The organism is Thermococcus gammatolerans EJ3 (assembly GCF_000022365.1).
GTDB lineage: Archaea > Methanobacteriota_B > Thermococci > Thermococcales > Thermococcaceae > Thermococcus > Thermococcus gammatolerans.
This window is the reverse complement of record NC_012804.1, coordinates 1,654,140-1,670,445: the sequence shown is the minus strand read 5'-3', so window position 1 is coordinate 1,670,445 and position 16,306 is coordinate 1,654,140. Positions and strand designations below refer to the sequence as shown.

Annotated in this window: 3 protein-coding genes; 2 read left to right on the top strand and 1 reads right to left on the bottom strand. The window is 55.2% G+C overall.

Annotated elements, in window-relative coordinates:
• The first annotated feature begins 100 nt into the window (after positions 1–100).
• Together TGAM_RS08825 and TGAM_RS08820 are read left to right on the top strand one after the other, a co-directional pair.
• On the top strand, positions 101–13,918 hold the full coding sequence (locus tag TGAM_RS08825) for a right-handed parallel beta-helix repeat-containing protein (protein WP_148206300.1): 13,818 nt from the start codon (positions 101–103) through the stop codon (positions 13,916–13,918).
• Positions 13,915–14,721 (top strand): CGP-CTERM sorting domain-containing protein, encoded by an 807-nt coding sequence (locus tag TGAM_RS08820; RefSeq protein WP_015859357.1) that lies wholly within the window; start codon positions 13,915–13,917, stop codon positions 14,719–14,721. Before TGAM_RS08825 ends, TGAM_RS08820 begins: the two co-directional genes overlap by 4 nt.
• A gap of 8 nt (positions 14,722–14,729) precedes the next feature.
• Here the strand turns inward: TGAM_RS08820 and TGAM_RS08815 are convergent, their stop codons facing one another.
• The gene (locus TGAM_RS08815; protein WP_015859356.1) at positions 14,730–16,259 is read right to left on the bottom strand and encodes a dihydropteroate synthase-like protein; all 1,530 of its coding nucleotides are present in this window, start codon (positions 16,257–16,259) and stop codon (positions 14,730–14,732) included.
• Between the last annotated feature and the right edge of the window lie 47 nt (positions 16,260–16,306).

Below are 16,306 nucleotides of genomic sequence, written 5' to 3'. Positions count from 1 at the left end.
ACGTAAGGGGAGCCCGGACTGTGGGCTCTAATAACGTGCGGTTCTAATAACCCTCCCGTGTCTGTGCAGCCCGGCTCTTCTTGCGTTGGAGGTGATCCACGTGAAAGTGAAAAAGAGCGCGCTCTTTTTGTTCTACCTCTTAATCAGCTCCTACCTAAACGTGGGTTTCGTTGGATTCCTCCATCCCGTTCAGGCTCAAAGTCCCGTTTTCCAGGACGACTTCAACGACAACAGCCTTGACACCAGCAAATGGACAGAGGACGTCGTGGGGAGCGGGAACAGCTACACGGAGGCAAATGGTGAAGCGCAGTTTATCACTCACGGAGGAAGAACTGGAAATTATGGTACAGAACATGCATTTCTCCGAAGCTCGGTGATTTCAATAGAAAACTGGAGCTACGTGGTGTTTTCAGGAAAGTGGAAGTTCACCGACCCTGGGACGGCGGAGATGTGGTTTAGGATCTACGACGCAGACTCAGGCAAATACCTTGGCGTGCGCTACGTGAGCTGGACCACTGAAATAGCCTACGACAGGGTTGAAGGAACCATAAGTGAGAGCAGGTCAGCACCCCAAACTTACGTACCCTTCAGAATCGTCCTCTACAAGGATCACTTTGAGTACTGGGAGAACGGGAACCTTGTAAAGACCATAGAAACAATCACGATGGAAAGCACTACCAATTTCCAACTCGTGATAGGCGGCTGGGACGACACCCCCACTGATTCACACATGTACTTCGATAACATAGTCGTCGAATACGAGGAGGCGGCTCCGCCGGAAGAAAGTCTCAAGGTAACGATTCTCTCCCCGGAGGAGAGGACATACAACACCGCAACGATAGACCTGAACGTCACCGCCAACAAGCCGGTTGACGAGTGGCGCTACTCCCTCAACGGCGGGAAGAACGTCACGTTCGAGCCGAACACCACGATAACCGCTCAGAACGGGGAGAACCTCCTCGTGGTGTACGCCCTCGCCGGCGACGAGACAGGGGTGGCTCAGGTGAACTTCTACGTGAATGCGAGCGGGGAAGACGAGACGCCGCCGGGGACCGTTAGAAACCTGGCCCACGAAGTTGGGGCGGACTACATCCACTGGACTTGGGACAACCCGGAGGATGAGGACTTTGAAACGGCGCTGGTGTACATTGACGGAAAGTTCGAAGGGGAGACTGACGAGGGCGAGTGGTGGCTCGACGAGCTTTTGCCCGGCGAAACGCACACGATTGGAATCCTCACGAGGGACTACTCGGGAAACGTCAACACCACTTGGGTGAACGACACCGCAACGACGCTTACTCCAGCTGAAACGGTTTATGTAAACGAGAGCGGCTGGTGGTACGAGGGCGGGAGCCTCAACCCCAGCGAGACGCCGCTTCAGGACGGAATAAAGAACGCGATCGAAGGTGGAACGGTCGTAGTCCTTGCTGGAACCTATCCGGAGAGTGTGGAGATAGGTAAATTCCTCACCGTGGAAACGAGCGAGAGCGCCCGCATCACCGGCGACGGCTCCGAGTTGGATACCGGAAGAAAGCCCGTCTTCTACGTGAGCTCTAATAACGTCGTGCTGAGGGGATTCGTCATACCCTCGTCAGTCTCGAACATCGGGGTCTGGGTGGACGGCGTTGAGAACTGTACGATTGAGGACAACACGATTACGATAACCGAGACCGGAGAGAGTGAGCGCTACGGAATTTATCTCAGCTATGGGGGAGGCAACATCATCAGGGACAACGACGTGAGCGTTTCAGGCTTTCAGGGTGTTGGAATTTACGTCTACGAGGAAGAGGGGGAAGCCAGCGACGTCCACGACAACACAGTCACGGTTAGAGGCGACAGCGCCGACGGAATAGAGGTCTTCTACACCTCGACGTGGGTTTATGATAACACAATCTCGATAAGCGGTGTGGGTGAGAACGCCGGTTATGCCCTCTACCTGTACCTCGCGGGGGATTCGTTTATAGACAACAACGAACTGACGACTAATCTCTCCGAGACGAACGCCTGGGCAATAATCGTCATCGCAGAGTTCTACGGCTCGCTGAGCGGGAATACGATAAACGGGATTCCAACGGAGGTAACCTGTCCCGGAAACTGTCTCGTGAGGGGAGTTCCCCCGGAGAACCGGCCGGCACCGCCGGAGGGCTACGGCGACGTTGGGGAATACATTGAGATAGACGTGGACAGCTGGCTCCATCTGGGCCTCTATTACGACGATTCTGCCCTTGAGGGCCTTAATGAGAACAGCCTCCAGATATGGCACTTCACCGAGGGCTGGACGCTCGATGGGACGAGCGGGCACCATCTGGACACGAACAAGAACCTCGTCGAGGCCAACCTGACGGGATTGGGCATCTTCGCACCGCTTGCCCAGGAGGAGAACGACATCACCCCACCTGTCCTCACCTTCGTTGAGCCGACGCCAAAGGATGGCTCCCTGATCGGCGACTCAAGCGTGGTGATAAACGTCACCTCGAACGAGAACCTCACAATGGCGACCCTTGAGTTCGACGGGGCAAATCATACCATGCTCGGCTCGGGAAAGGAGTGGCACTACACGATGAGCGTTGCTGATGGAACCCATACCTTCAGGGTTTACGGCCAGGACTTGGCCGGTAACAACGGGACGAGCGAGGAGAGGGAATTTGAAGTTGACACGAAGGCCCCGGAGTATTCAAACGTCGGCCAGGATGCGGAAGGTATCCCGCCGGGCGGGGAAGTTCACGTCCACGCCTTCTGGAGCGACCCCCACCTCAGGGGGGCGGTTCTTTATACAAACATAACCGGCTCATGGGAGGTCTTTGATGAAGTGGTCTTTGAAGGAACGGAAGGCTGGAGCAACTTCTCAATAAGCATGGATGAGCCGGACCTTTACTGCTGGAAGATAACTGGATACGATGCCCTGGATCACGAGAGCACCACTCCGGTTCACTGTTTCGTGGTTTACTCCCCACCTGAAATAGTCTCGTACTCACCGGAGAGCCCCGTTGAGAGCTACGTCGGCGATACCGTCGAGTTCTCGGTAACCGTCGACCAAACCGTAAACGTTACCTGGTACCTCGACGGGAGCATCGTGAAGACGGAGGAGAACGTTGAGACATCCACCTACACGAACTCCGATGTGGGGGAGGGGGAGCACAGCGTCAGGGCCGTCGTCGAGAACTCCAACGGCTCGGCGAGCCACTTCTGGGCGTGGTACGTCTATCCCAAGCCGGGCCTCACCGTGAGCTTCGTGGAACCAACTCCAGAGAACGGGGCGATGCTCAACGTGAGGAGAGTCATCATAAACGTCAGTTCCTCGCTCGACCTCGACAACGCCACCCTCGAGTGGAACGGCGCCAACGAGAGCATGAGCGGTTCCGGGAGGAGCTGGTGGGCGGTAAAGGAAAACCTCGCGGACGGAACATATGCCTTCCGCGTTTACGGCTCGGCCGAAGGGATAACCAACCACACGGAAGAGAGAACGGTGGAAATAGACGCGACGGCCCCCAGATTTCTGGAGTACGGTCAGGCTGAGGACGAGGTGATGGCTGGTGATAAAGCCAAGGTCTTTGCGAAGTGGACCGATGCCCACCTTGAGGGGGCAGTTCTGGTTACGAACGCAACCCTCGTTGATGGGACCTTCGTATGGAGCGAGGTGCCGCTCCAAATCGCCAACGGCTGGAGCAACGGGACGATAAGTACCGAGGAAAACTTTGCCGGAAAGGTCTTCTGCTGGTACATCAAAGCCAACGACACCTTCGGGAACGGGAACGAAACGCCGAAGCTCTGCTTCCGCGTTGAGGAAGGGCTGAGGATAGTCTCGTTTTCGCCCGAGAGCAACGACATCACGGTCTGGGACAATGAGAGTGTGAGCTTTTCAATTGAATTAAACAAAGCCGCCAATGTGACTTGGTTCGTCAACAACACCGAGGTTCTGGCGGAAGAAGGGACGTACTCTGAGTACCACAACGATACCCTAATCCCCGGAGTGTGGAACGTAACCGTAGTGGCCCGTAGAGATGGAAGGGAAGTAAGTCACTCATGGAAGCTCACGGTTAAAACGGACACAACACCACCGGTTCTTACGTTCCTTCCACCAACCCCCGAAAACGGAAGCCTCGTCGGAGATTCTCTGGTTGTCTTTAACCTGACATCAAGTGAGGAGCTAAGCCAGGCTACCCTTTACTTTGACGAAACCGCTTACCCCATGGAAGGCTCTGGAAGGGAATGGTGGGTTAGCCTAAACGCCGGCGATGGGAATCACGAGTTCCATGCCACTGGGAAGGACATGCACGGCAATGAGGGTGCAACCGGGGTAGTTGTATTTGAAATTGACACCACGGCACCGAGGTATGTCTCCTACGGTCAGGAAAGTGAATCTGTCCTCCAGGGGGAGGATGTAACCGTATATGCCCTGTGGAACGAAGCGCATCCCTCCATCGCAAAACTAAAGACGAACGCCACCGAGAGTGGAGAATGGACAACGGTTGTAACTTCAGAGTATTCGAGCTGGACGAACTTCACGATCTCGACGGAAGGACTATCCGGAGGAACGTACTGCTGGATAATCGAGGCCGAGGATACACTCGGGCATGTAAACTCCACGCCATTAGAATGTTTCAGAGTTATCGAGCCACTAAAGATCGTTTCTTCATCACCTGAAGGAGAGGAGGTTGAAGTTTTTCAAAACGAAACGGTGACGTTCTCCATAGCGCTCAACCAGGTGGCAAACGTTACATGGGCAGTTAACGGGACGGTAGTTCTGGAGGAAGAAGGGAACGGCTCGACTTACACCAACTCTACTCTAATTCCAGGCCTCTGGAACGTCAGCGTGAGGGCCGAAAACGAGAACGGCGTTGCGAGACGCTGGTGGCTGATGAGGGTTGTGAAACGCGAAAGTCCACTCAAAATAGTCGTTCTCGCGCCGGAGAACGGATCGAGGATAAAGGGAAGCTGGGTAACGGTCGAGGCGGAGGCGAGCAGGGAACTCTTGCTGGCGGTTCTTGAACTCGATGGTGTCAACCACACGATGCTTGGTTCTGGAAGGAGCTGGAACCTGAACGTCTCCCTAACGGATGGACATCACGTCCTCAGGATCTACGGCATGGACGCGGCAGGAACTAGAGCAAAAAGCGGGGAGCTGACCTTTGAATCGGATGGGAATCCTCCAGAGATAACGGTAAACTGCCCGGATACGGTGGATGAGGGGGACTTGGTGACGGTGGAGGTAAGCATACACGATATCCACCCCGCGAGCTACGAAATCTACAGGGACAGCGTCCTTCAGGAGGAAGGCATTTACTCCAGCAACACCACGTTGCGCGTGGTCTTCCAGGCACATGAGCCGGGGATGGTGGAGTACAAGGTGTGGGCCAACGATACATTCGGATGGGAAAGCGAGAGGACGGTGCAGATACGGGTGAGGGATACGACGCCCCCGAGGCTTATTCTCCTACCGCCCACACCGGAAAACGGTTCAATCTTGAACAAAAACAGCGTCAAGTTCAGACTGCTCTCGAATGAAAACCTCTCACGGGCGGTATTGAACTTTAATGGGGCCGTGTATGTGATGATGGGCTCCGGGAGGAACTGGAGCATCTCCCTAACCATCGAAGACGGACACTACGAGTTTTATGTTGGGGCTTGGGACACCGCAGGTAACTTCAACGAAACGGAGCACAGAACTTTTACAGTGGATACAACACCTCCGGAACTTTGGTTTATTCAACCGACACCGGAAAACGACTCCCTTCTTGGAGCCTCTCAACTCACCTTTAACATCGTCGCCGGTGAGCGCCTCAGCTCGGCACTACTCGAACTCGACGGGGTTAACCATACAATGGAAGGGGACGAAGAAGACTGGAACATAACCATCCCCATCCCAGATGGCAGGCACGTCTTTAGGGTGTACGGGATTGATTTGGGTGGGAACATTGGCTCTACAGAAACGAGAGTTGTAGAGACGGACACAGCCCCCCCGGTGGTTCATGACAAGCTCGTCAACCTGACCCTTGAATGGGAGAGGGATGGGATATACTCAACTCATGCAGAGAGAGGACTTAAAGCGGGCCTGCTCATCAATGTCACAGAGCCCCATCCCGGTCACTATGACGTCTACTTCAACCCGGACGCGAACGACCCCAACCACGGGTGGGTAGAACTCTACTCCGGGAATTACACCAGTGGAGTTCCATTTTTTGTGCGGTTCAACACGAGCGAACCGGCATACGTGATGTACTACATCGAGGTATACGATGCCCTTGGTCATGGAACATATGGAAAGTACTTCTTCCTGCGCGTTAGGGACACAGTTCCCCCTGCAAAGATAGAAGTTCTCGCCGTTACGACGTTTGCTGGCGGTGCGGAAGTTGGGTGGATAAACCCAAGTGATGAAGACTTCAACCACACCGAGCTGTGGATAAATGAGACACTGGTCGGGAACTTCACGGGAGAACCGGGCTTATGGGACGGGACAACGCTCACACTCACTCCGGGAGAGACCTACAACATCTCCGTCGTTCCAGTTGATAGGTACGGAAACCGGGGCGAGGCCACGTGGAAGAGCGTGACGATACCGTATCCGAGCCTGAACGCCGGTTACGCTCTCCTGACTCCATCCGATGGGGCAGAGCTCCCTCCAGAAACGGAGGAGATAACGGTAAGGATAGAGTCATCGGATAGTTTCGCATCATGCACCCTATCATGGGACGGTCATTACTACAGGCTTCGGGTCAAGACCGCTTGGATAAGCTACATCGACGATAAGGGACACCTTCACACGAAACGCATCTACTACTGCGAGAAAACCTTCTCAGGACATCTGAACGGGGAGCACAGTTTCTATGCGGTCGTCTATGATGGCTATGGACACTTCAGGTCACTACCCACGAGGCATATAACCGTTAAGTGGCCCTGCTTCAAGGACTGCACCCTTGAGATAACCTCGCCGAGGGGCAACGTGATGAACCTGCTCGTCCCCATCAACTTCACGATGGACACCAACGCCCCGCCAACCAACTACACGTTCACCATAGAGAACATCGAGCACACGGAGCCCTTTACGCCGAACGTGAGCTACTCTTGGGTGGACGACCACCTCAGCCTGAACGGAAGCTTTCTGCTGGACTTGAGTCCCTTTATGAAGGAACTCAAGGAAGAAGGGGCTCGCGGGGAGCTTTTGAGTCTGGTTATCACCGCTATGGACTCTTGCGGGAGAGAACTTAGGGCAGAGACGGAGTTCTCCGTATGCTCTGGCAACGAGAGGCCAGAGCTTGCCGTGAAGATTGTCGATGAGGCAAGACCCGGCGAAGAGGTTATCCTCCACGCGGAGGTCAAAGACAAGAATGGAAACCTGCAGGGAATCTACGTCTCAATCAACGGCGGTGAATACATGGATTACAGCGAGGACATGGACATATCGCCGTATCTCCAGCCGTACGCGAACAACGTGGTAAGGGTGAAGGCCGTTGACACCTGCGGGGCCGCGACCGTTGAGGCCTTTAAAGTGAGAATCTCCGGCCCGCCGGTTCAGGGCGACTGGCTGGTGAACAACACCCAGCTCTGCTCTGGAAAATCGTACACCGTCAACGGGAGCATCTTGATAACCAGCAGGGGTTCCCTTGAGCTTAGGAACTGCCAGATCAGCGTCCTCGGCGATGGTGTGCAAGTGAACGGAACGCTGAAGGTTCTCCAGAACTCGGTTATCCGGGGTACTTCCCTAAACCTCTCAGGCGAAAACGGGAATATGGATGTGTCAGATTCAAGGCTAAGCGGCTTTGAAGGAGGAACTTTTACAGGCAACGCTGAGTTCATCAGCTCAACCTTGGATGGGGAGTTCAACTTCAGTCTCTCGAACGTCACCGTGAGGAACAGTGATGTAAACGGCGGAATTACCGTGAGCGGAAGCTTGAACGTTGAGAACAGCATCTTCCACAGGGGGATGGGGCTCACGTACCTCAGGCCCGTGTGGAACTCCCCCGGCTCGCTGCGGATAGTCAACAGCACCTTCAGGAACAACGAGTTCGGAATAAAGTTTCTCGGGGTCGCCTCTGACTGGCACTGGACGATGGAGAACCTCTTAATCGAGAACAACCGGGAATGCGGACTCTGCCTTGAGGCTCCCCGCTATGGATACGCCACCGAGGAACTGAAGAACGTGACCCTGAGGAACAACGGGAAAGGTGTCTGTGCGAAGAACGTTCGCCTGAGCTTCAGGGATTCGCTTATAGAATCCAACGGGGAGAGGAACTTCGAGCTCGACCTGAGCAACAACTGGATTTACCTCTACGATACCAACGTCACCGGCAGCGAGTACGCGTTCCACGCCCAGAACGTTGGCGGGATAGAGCTTCACGACGTTAACCTCACCGGCGACGTCTCGCCGTACCCTGGGTATCTGATGGTCTACGTCAGCGGGGGAAAGGTGAGCACCTTAGAGAGCGGAAAGGCAGGCCGCCTCTATGCCCATGTGAACGGCAAGCTAAGGCTGAGGAGCTACACGGTTGAGGGGGGCAAGATCGAAGTCAAGCCGGAAGGAACCCTCCGCGTGGAAGATGTTGACGGAATACCAGCGACGGACGACCTGGACAAGGACGCGAGCGTCCTCAGGAACATAATCATTGAAGGTTTGAGTAGCAACATCGGCCAGTCCCACATCGTAATCCTGAACTCAAGGCTCGAAGGCTCGACCTTTGGAACCCTCTCGACCGATGCCCTGATCACAGGCTGCCGCATAGACGGTGGGAGTGTCTCCTTCAGCACCTGGATGTTCTGGAGCCATGAGAACACTGAGGTCAGGGAAACTGCCGTGGGTGAAAACGCCGAGTGGTTCTACTCCATGAGCAAACCCGCTGATAACTGGATGTACACGACAGAAACCACGGGCATGAGCACCGGAAGCGCTCCGTTCTCCGCGGATATGTATCATTCCAGCTTTACCAGCGGGACCGAGGTAGGGGAGTTCACGGACCTCTACCTGAAGAAGGTCGTGAACTTTGAAAAACTGCCAGTCCAGGCGTGGCTAAACTACTACGCGATAAGCGGCGTTGAGATATATGTGAACGGAAAGAAGGTCGTTGATGAGCTGAACCACGAGGCACAACTTTCATTCGTCTACGGCTGGGGCGGGGGCAGAATAAGCGCCACTCCACTGATAGACTTCGTCGACCTCGCGGGCTACCTGAGAAGCGGGGAGAACGTCATAGCCGTCCACGTGAGAAGCCCGAACCGCTACCCCTACCTTCAGCTCGGTGCCTTCGAGGCGACCCTCTACACGGTAAGCGGGGTTGCTGGCCTGAGGGACAGCGTCGTAAACGCGCCCGTTTACGGCAGCGCGGCGAGGCTCATCATAGCAAACGACGAGATATACAGCAACGTGACCTCTTCATTTTACTCAAGGATACGGATAAGTAACTCCAGAATCCGTGGGAGCGTCAAGGTCAGCGGACGCATGGAGATAGAGAAGAGCGAGATAACAGGGGACGGAACCGGCTACGGGGTCTGGTCGGAGAATCCCTTCGATGTCATCATTAACGAGAGCACGATGGGCGGCTTCGATTATGGGATTCATCTCCATCCAATGGGCTCCAGTGGGAGTGTTAAGGTGATCTCCAGCAAGATAACAGAAAACGAGGTGGGGCTGTGGACATATAGGGCAGCTGTTGACGTGAGGGGCAGCTATGTTATGCACAACACCAAGGGTATGGAGCTTCTAAGCGTTAACGGGACAATCTACAACGACCTGTTCTTCGACAACGACGTTGGAATAGACATCTGGGTATCTGAAGGCACGAGTACTCTCATAGACCACAACACTATAACGGGAGGAAACGTGGGGATTTCAATACCCCAAGGAAGCGGCGGAGTCGTGAGCTTGACAAACAGCCTCGTCCAGAACAACGACCTCGGGATTTTTATGGCCGGAAACGCGGTTCTCACGCTGGAGAACAACTCGCTGGTGAATAGAAAGGGAATCCATCTGACTACAGGCGCTAGTGCTATCAACAACACCGACTGGGGAGGCCACGAGCCGCGGCTCGTTGAAAACTTCACGGGCGGGACGATGTACACCGCGAGCGGCGAAGTGGAGACGAACTACGACATCCTCGACGAGAGGGGAGCAGTTTCGCTTGGAAGCACGGTCAGCACGGGTCCCGGCTGGGGCTCCAGCCTTCTCGGCGTCTCGCTGGACGTGTACCCGATGAGCAATGGCGACGTCAAAGGCGTTATAAGCCTCGCCGGAGGGGCAAGCTCGCGGAGTCCCATCGTTGCCGTGAACTACACCCTCATCTACAACGGAATGGAGGAGCTTCTCAACGAGAGCTCTCTAAATTCCACGGAGTACTATGGCTACATAACGCTCGACACCGTCGGAAAGAACCTCACTGGGACGGGCTATCTGAAGTTCACCGCCAAAAACGCCGAGGGGACGAGCATCAGCGCCATCAGGAAGGTGTACTTCAGAAACGTGGACATAAAGATAGTGTCCTACTCAATCAGTCACCCAACGGCCGTTTACGTTTATAGGAGAGATCCAGATGTCTTTGGAACTGCCATTCCATACGACGAGCGCTTCGCGAACGTGAGCGTTCTCCTAAAGAACATCGGGGAACTTACAGGCGTCGCGAAGATCGAGCTCGTTCTGCCCGAGTACATCGAGAGGCATACCGGAAAGGTGAGCCTCCTCGTCGCGGTTCCGGGGAACATGGAAGGCTACTTCAACGCCCTCATCCCCATAACGGACTTCGATCCGATAACCCTGAGATGGGACCCTCTCCCCGATGAACTTCCGAGCGACGGAAAGATTCCGATCAAAATACGGCTCTATGACCTCGATGGGGTTCTAAGGGACGAGAGGAACGCCACGATAGAGTTCGACCTCGGGCCCGTCTTCAAGATAAACGGGTACGACGCCTACCCGTACACGAGGCAGTGGTGCCAGATAAGCGGGGAGTGCAGCGTCAAGAACTACGGCCTGAACAGCTACACCTACGACGGCGACGGCGATGGAAACCTCGAAGCGGCTGAGAGCCACCACTTCGACCTCATAATCGAGAACATCGGCGACAGGGAGGTCTACCTGAAGTCGCTCAGCGTGAGGGACTACATCCCGGAGCGCGACCCCAACCTACACAACAAGCTCCTCAAGAGGAACTCCGTCACGCTCCTCGGCGGAAGCGATGAAACCTTCATGGCCGACGTCTGGGCGAAGAACCTGACGAGGCTTGTCAAGCCCGGCCAGGTCAGGTACGTTTACGGGGCATGGATGCCCTGGTGGCTGGACGCTCCCCCCACGTACATCCCACCCGTGAACTTTTCGGGCGAGTACATGAGCACGGCCAACGTGCTGTACTACGAGACCATCAACGGACAGCCCCTGCCCGGCTACTACGTGACGATACCGATAAACTACATGAAGACACCAGTGAAGGCCCTCGACAAGAGCTTCGTGCCATTCACCGAGTACGTCGGTCCCGTTCAGGTTGATGTCATCGGCGTGAACGGGGACAAGACCTATCTAAAGCTCAAGAACACAAACGATAACATCTACTACAGCTACTACGCCGAGGGCGACTACGATATGGAGCCGGAGGGCTACGTCTGGTACCACGTCATCCCGCCGGGTTTTGAGTTCAGGGCCATAGCGGACCACAGCAAGGAACCCGGAACGGTCATACCCCACTACCGCGTTACCGTTGGTGTCGAGTACTCGCTCCTCTTCAATGAGATAGACCTGATAGCGATAGGCGTAGAAGGGGCGCTTGGCGTGTACGACATTGACGTTCCGGTAAGGACCATAGTGGCGGCTATGGCCAAGAGCATGCTTAAGATAACCAACATCGTCGAGAACATAGACTTCCCCGATGAGGACAAGAACTTCACGTGGATGGCTCAGAACTCTCCCGAAACCAACGCCCTAATCGAGGCCGACGACGCGACCTACGCGGCGGTGATAAACCTCGACACGATGGCGAGACTTGAGCAGAACTACGGCATGGACAGGGACTTCTACGAGGACGTCGCCAATTTCGATAGCCTCTCCCTGCCGGAGGAAATCGAGGTCGTGAAGAAGTACGGGACGGCGATAATAGGCGACGAGGATCTCCAGATGCTGCTCCTTGAAACTGTGCTTGAGATAGTGGACAACGACATCCTGAACGAGATATACAAGGAAGCCCAGGACGCCGCCAACCCGCCATCGCCGGAGGAAGAGATGGCCGAGGAGTTCAGCGAGGCCTCAAAGAAGGCCGCCAAGGAGATAGCGCAGGAGTTGATAGTCAAAGAGCTCAAAAAGAAGAAGTCCTTCCAGTCCCTCTCACCGAAGGAGCAGAAAAAGGCCCTGAAGGACGCAAAGGGCACGATAGCAGCGGCGGTGGACACTTTCATCACGTTGGGGGAGTGGGCCTTCTACAACATCTACGCAACCCTGACCCAGCCAACTCCAATGAGCATACAGGTGCTCGACCCGCCGGCGAACTACACGGTCGAGGCCCAAAAGTTTGACACCGCAATACTCCTCGGCGGCGAAGGGGGAAGCCTCGACGGCTGGGGCAACGTGAGCCTCACCTTCGGTGAGCCGGACGTTTACAGGGCGGAATACATTGTTCCAACGCCCCTTATGAGGGTTGGACCGCTCTTCAACGGAACCCTCGAAGGCATGAGCGTTGAGATAACAGGAACTCGGAAGGGAGCGATGCTCGGCGAGCTCAGGATGGAGCTGAGACCCGACCCCCGGAATGCATCCATGGTCTTCGCGATCTTCAGGAACGAAGCCTTCGCCAGGGCTTTCGTGAGCCCGTACCTCACCAAGGTTGATTCTCTCGACGTGGAAATTAAAGACAACACAATAATCCTGAGTGCTAAGGGAGAGCTCGTCGCCCTGCCGGAGGATGAGGGGATACACATCACAATGAACGCTGGAAAACTCTTCACCAACGCGACCATCGAGAGGATGGGCACTTACAGGGGCTCGGTTGAGTTAAGGTCGGCCTTTGGGATAGACCCATCCAAAGTGGAAACCACCGTTGGAGGGAGCGTCAAGATTCTCGAGGGCAATGAAGACGGAAGCGTCTTGATAGCCGTTCCCAAGAATGGAACCCTGGAACCGCCGGAGGTAACCATCACACCCGAGAAGCTCTACACCGGTGGGGAGGTCACTATCAAGACGTCAAAGCCATGCTCTCTGAGCTGGAAGCTCGGAAACCTCGCCGGAAGCGGAGATTTCGTACCGACCAGGGGTCTGAAGGCGGGGAACTACACCCTCACCGTGACCTGCCTCTACGGGAACTTGACGGAGAAGAAGAACTACACTGTGGAACTGGTGGAGAAGCCCATCACGGAGAAGGAAGCTGACGGGGACATTGTATCCGCCGAGCCCGGTAAATGGGTGCGGGTCTCGACGAGGACAGATCTCTACAGGATATACTTCCTTCCAAAGGTGAAGGTGAACGGCATGGTGGCGGTTTACCAGAGGCCTGGAGACGTGGAGGCGCCGGAGGGCTACGATTACGTTACCTACTCCATCTTCAACGTCACCCATCCGGAGAACTTGAGCATAGCCAACGCAACGCTCCGCTTCAGGGTCTCAAAGGAATGGCTCAGGGCGAGCAACGTCAGCAAGGACTCCCTGCTCCTGCTCCACCTCGAGAACGGCTGGGTCGAGTACGGGCCTGTGTTCGAGTACGAAGACCTCGAATACGTTTACTACCGCGTCAACGTGCCTTCGCTTTCCCTCTTCGCCGTTGCGAGCAAAGTGAAGGTTGAAACGCACGAGGAACACGAGACCCCAACGGAAACACCGACCCACACCGAAAGTCCAGCCGAGACAACCTCAACACCGGTACAGTCATCACAGGAAGGAGGAAACACCGCCTGCTACATCCTCGCGGCGCTTGCGATCCTGGTGCTGATTGGGGTTTACGTATACAGGAGGCGGTGAAAGTGAGAAAAGGTTCGTTTTTGCTCCTTTTCCTGTTTCTTTCAGGCCTTCTGGCCTTTTCGGGGCTTACGGCTGGAAACCCCTCTGAAAAGGTAGTCTTCCACGATGACTTCAGTTCGGGAAGCATAGGGGGAAAATGGACCCTCGATATCGCGGGAAGCGGTAACAGGTTCAGCGAGGAGGACGGCGCGGCGGTTTTCGAGACCTACGGCCTCAGGCTTAAGGACTATCACAAGGAGCACGCCTTCCTCAGAAGCAAGGTGATAACGATCGAGAACTGGGACTCCATAACGTTCTCCGGGGTGTGGAAGTTCACGGACCCAGGAACGGCCGAGATGTGGTTCCGGGTCTATGACCTTGACTCCGGAAAGTACCTGGGGATGCGCTACATAAGCTGGCCCTCGGACAAGATAGCCTACGATTTACCCGACGGAGCACTCAGCGAAGCTCGAAAAATCCCGAAGGAGTACAAATCCTTCAAAATCGTCCTATACAAAGACCACGTGGAGTTCTGGGAATCGGGGGGGCTGATCAAAAATGCTTCAACAAAGGAGTTTGGAGACGCCACCCATTTCCAGCTCCTTATAGGCGGCTGGGACGACAGTCCATTGAAGTCCCACATGTATTTCGATGAGGTTAGGGTCTCCTACGAGTTCACCCCTACGGAAACCAGAACCCAATCTCAAATCGAAACTTCGAGTCCAGAGAAAACATCGTCCACTGCCAGCACCGGCTCAGGAAAAACCTGTGGGCCCGGCTTAATGGCCATCCTAGTAATTCTCGCCGCAATTAGAAGACGCTAATTCCCTTTTCAATCTTTTATGTAAAAATCCGGGAAGAGCTCCATTTCTTGAACGTAGCTCCTTCTCAGCTTCAGCGCTGTTTTAGCCCTCTCCAGCTCCCTGCCGAGGTAGAAGGCGTGCCTTGGGCTTATCTCAAAGCGCTCGAGGATCGTGTCTATTATCGCGTTTGGTTCGTCGCCGACTATCGTGAGAACGGCCTCGATTCCCCTGTGGGCGTTGACCCAGATTTTGCCTCCCTCAACCCAGACCCGGAAGTAGAGGGGTTCGAGCTCGATAGGCTTTTCTTTGGCTTTGATTATTTCTTCCGCCGGTTCAAACCGCCACTCAGCGGCCCTCTTCTCCTTTAAGAGAAGTAGGTCGAAGCCCAGATCCTTTGGCATCTCGAAGAGGTTCATGTCGATTGCCCTCCTCAGCTCCCTTACCGAACCTCTCGCCTTCGCGCTCGTCTCGGTCGTGAGGAGGAGGTTTATTGAAAGCTCCTTCGCGATTCCAGCAAGGAGGGCGTTCATTCCGACGCTGTCCGCGTCGTAGAGCTCGACCACGTTGCCGACTCCAGCCAAGAGAACGTCGTCCGGATTCCTCTCGCGGTAGAGCTGGAAGGCAGTTATGGAACGCGCTAAGTGGGGGACGTGCTCGAGGATTAAGTCCGGGATTAGGTTTTTGTAACCCAAATCGAGGGCCTTCCCCTTAAGGTTTTCAAGGAACTCGACCCTCTCGAAAGGCCTGACCGGGAAGAAACCCTTCTTCTGGTTTGTAGGGATTAGAACGACTGGCTTTGCAGTGACGAGCCCCTCAAGGTTGCTCTCGTCAACGCTCAGGAATAAATCCGCATAATCAAGGGCCCTCTCTATCTCGGCGGTGTTAAGGGAATCAAAGCTCATCGGGACATTAAAACCGCCTTCCCTAAGTCTCTCGCGGATTTCCGGGATGAGTTCGATGAACTCGAGGTTTGTCTCGCCCGCCACCATCCCGATGTCAACGATGTCGGCCCCCTCGCGGAGGTAGTAAAGGGCCTTCTCAACGACCCCATCGACGCCGAGTTTTGGGGCATCGACAACCTCTCCCAAAATCCTCGCCGGAAAGTCCCTCCCAACCGGGAGATTGCTGATGAGGAGGTTTCCGGGCCGTTTGAGGGCTCTTTCGATGTAGCGCCTGTCCCTCGCCTTGTTCCTGATGTCCTTAACTTTCCTCAACCCATCGAGGGAAAACAGCTCGTCCGCCGGTTTCTCCTTGCTCAGCTTGAAGCCCTCGCGCAAGGCCCTCAAAACGACGGGCAGATCCATCGCGTTCTTCGGCCCTTTAAAGGCTGGAATTCCAATTTCGTCCTCGATGGGCTGGGCTGAACCCCTGACGAGGCCGGGGATGAGGATTAGATCGTAGTTCCCGCTCCTCACGCCGGCCTTTTTCAGATAGTGGGTTATCATCTCCGGGGTAAGGAATGCCGCGACGCTCACCGGGGTTACAAATACGTCGCAGCCTTTCCCGTACTTCCTCACGAGGGGTTCGGCGAGTTTACCGGTGACGAGGAGGATTCTCATGGTTGAACCTTCGGGGTTGAGCTTAAAAGCCCTCGGCCGGTAGGTGG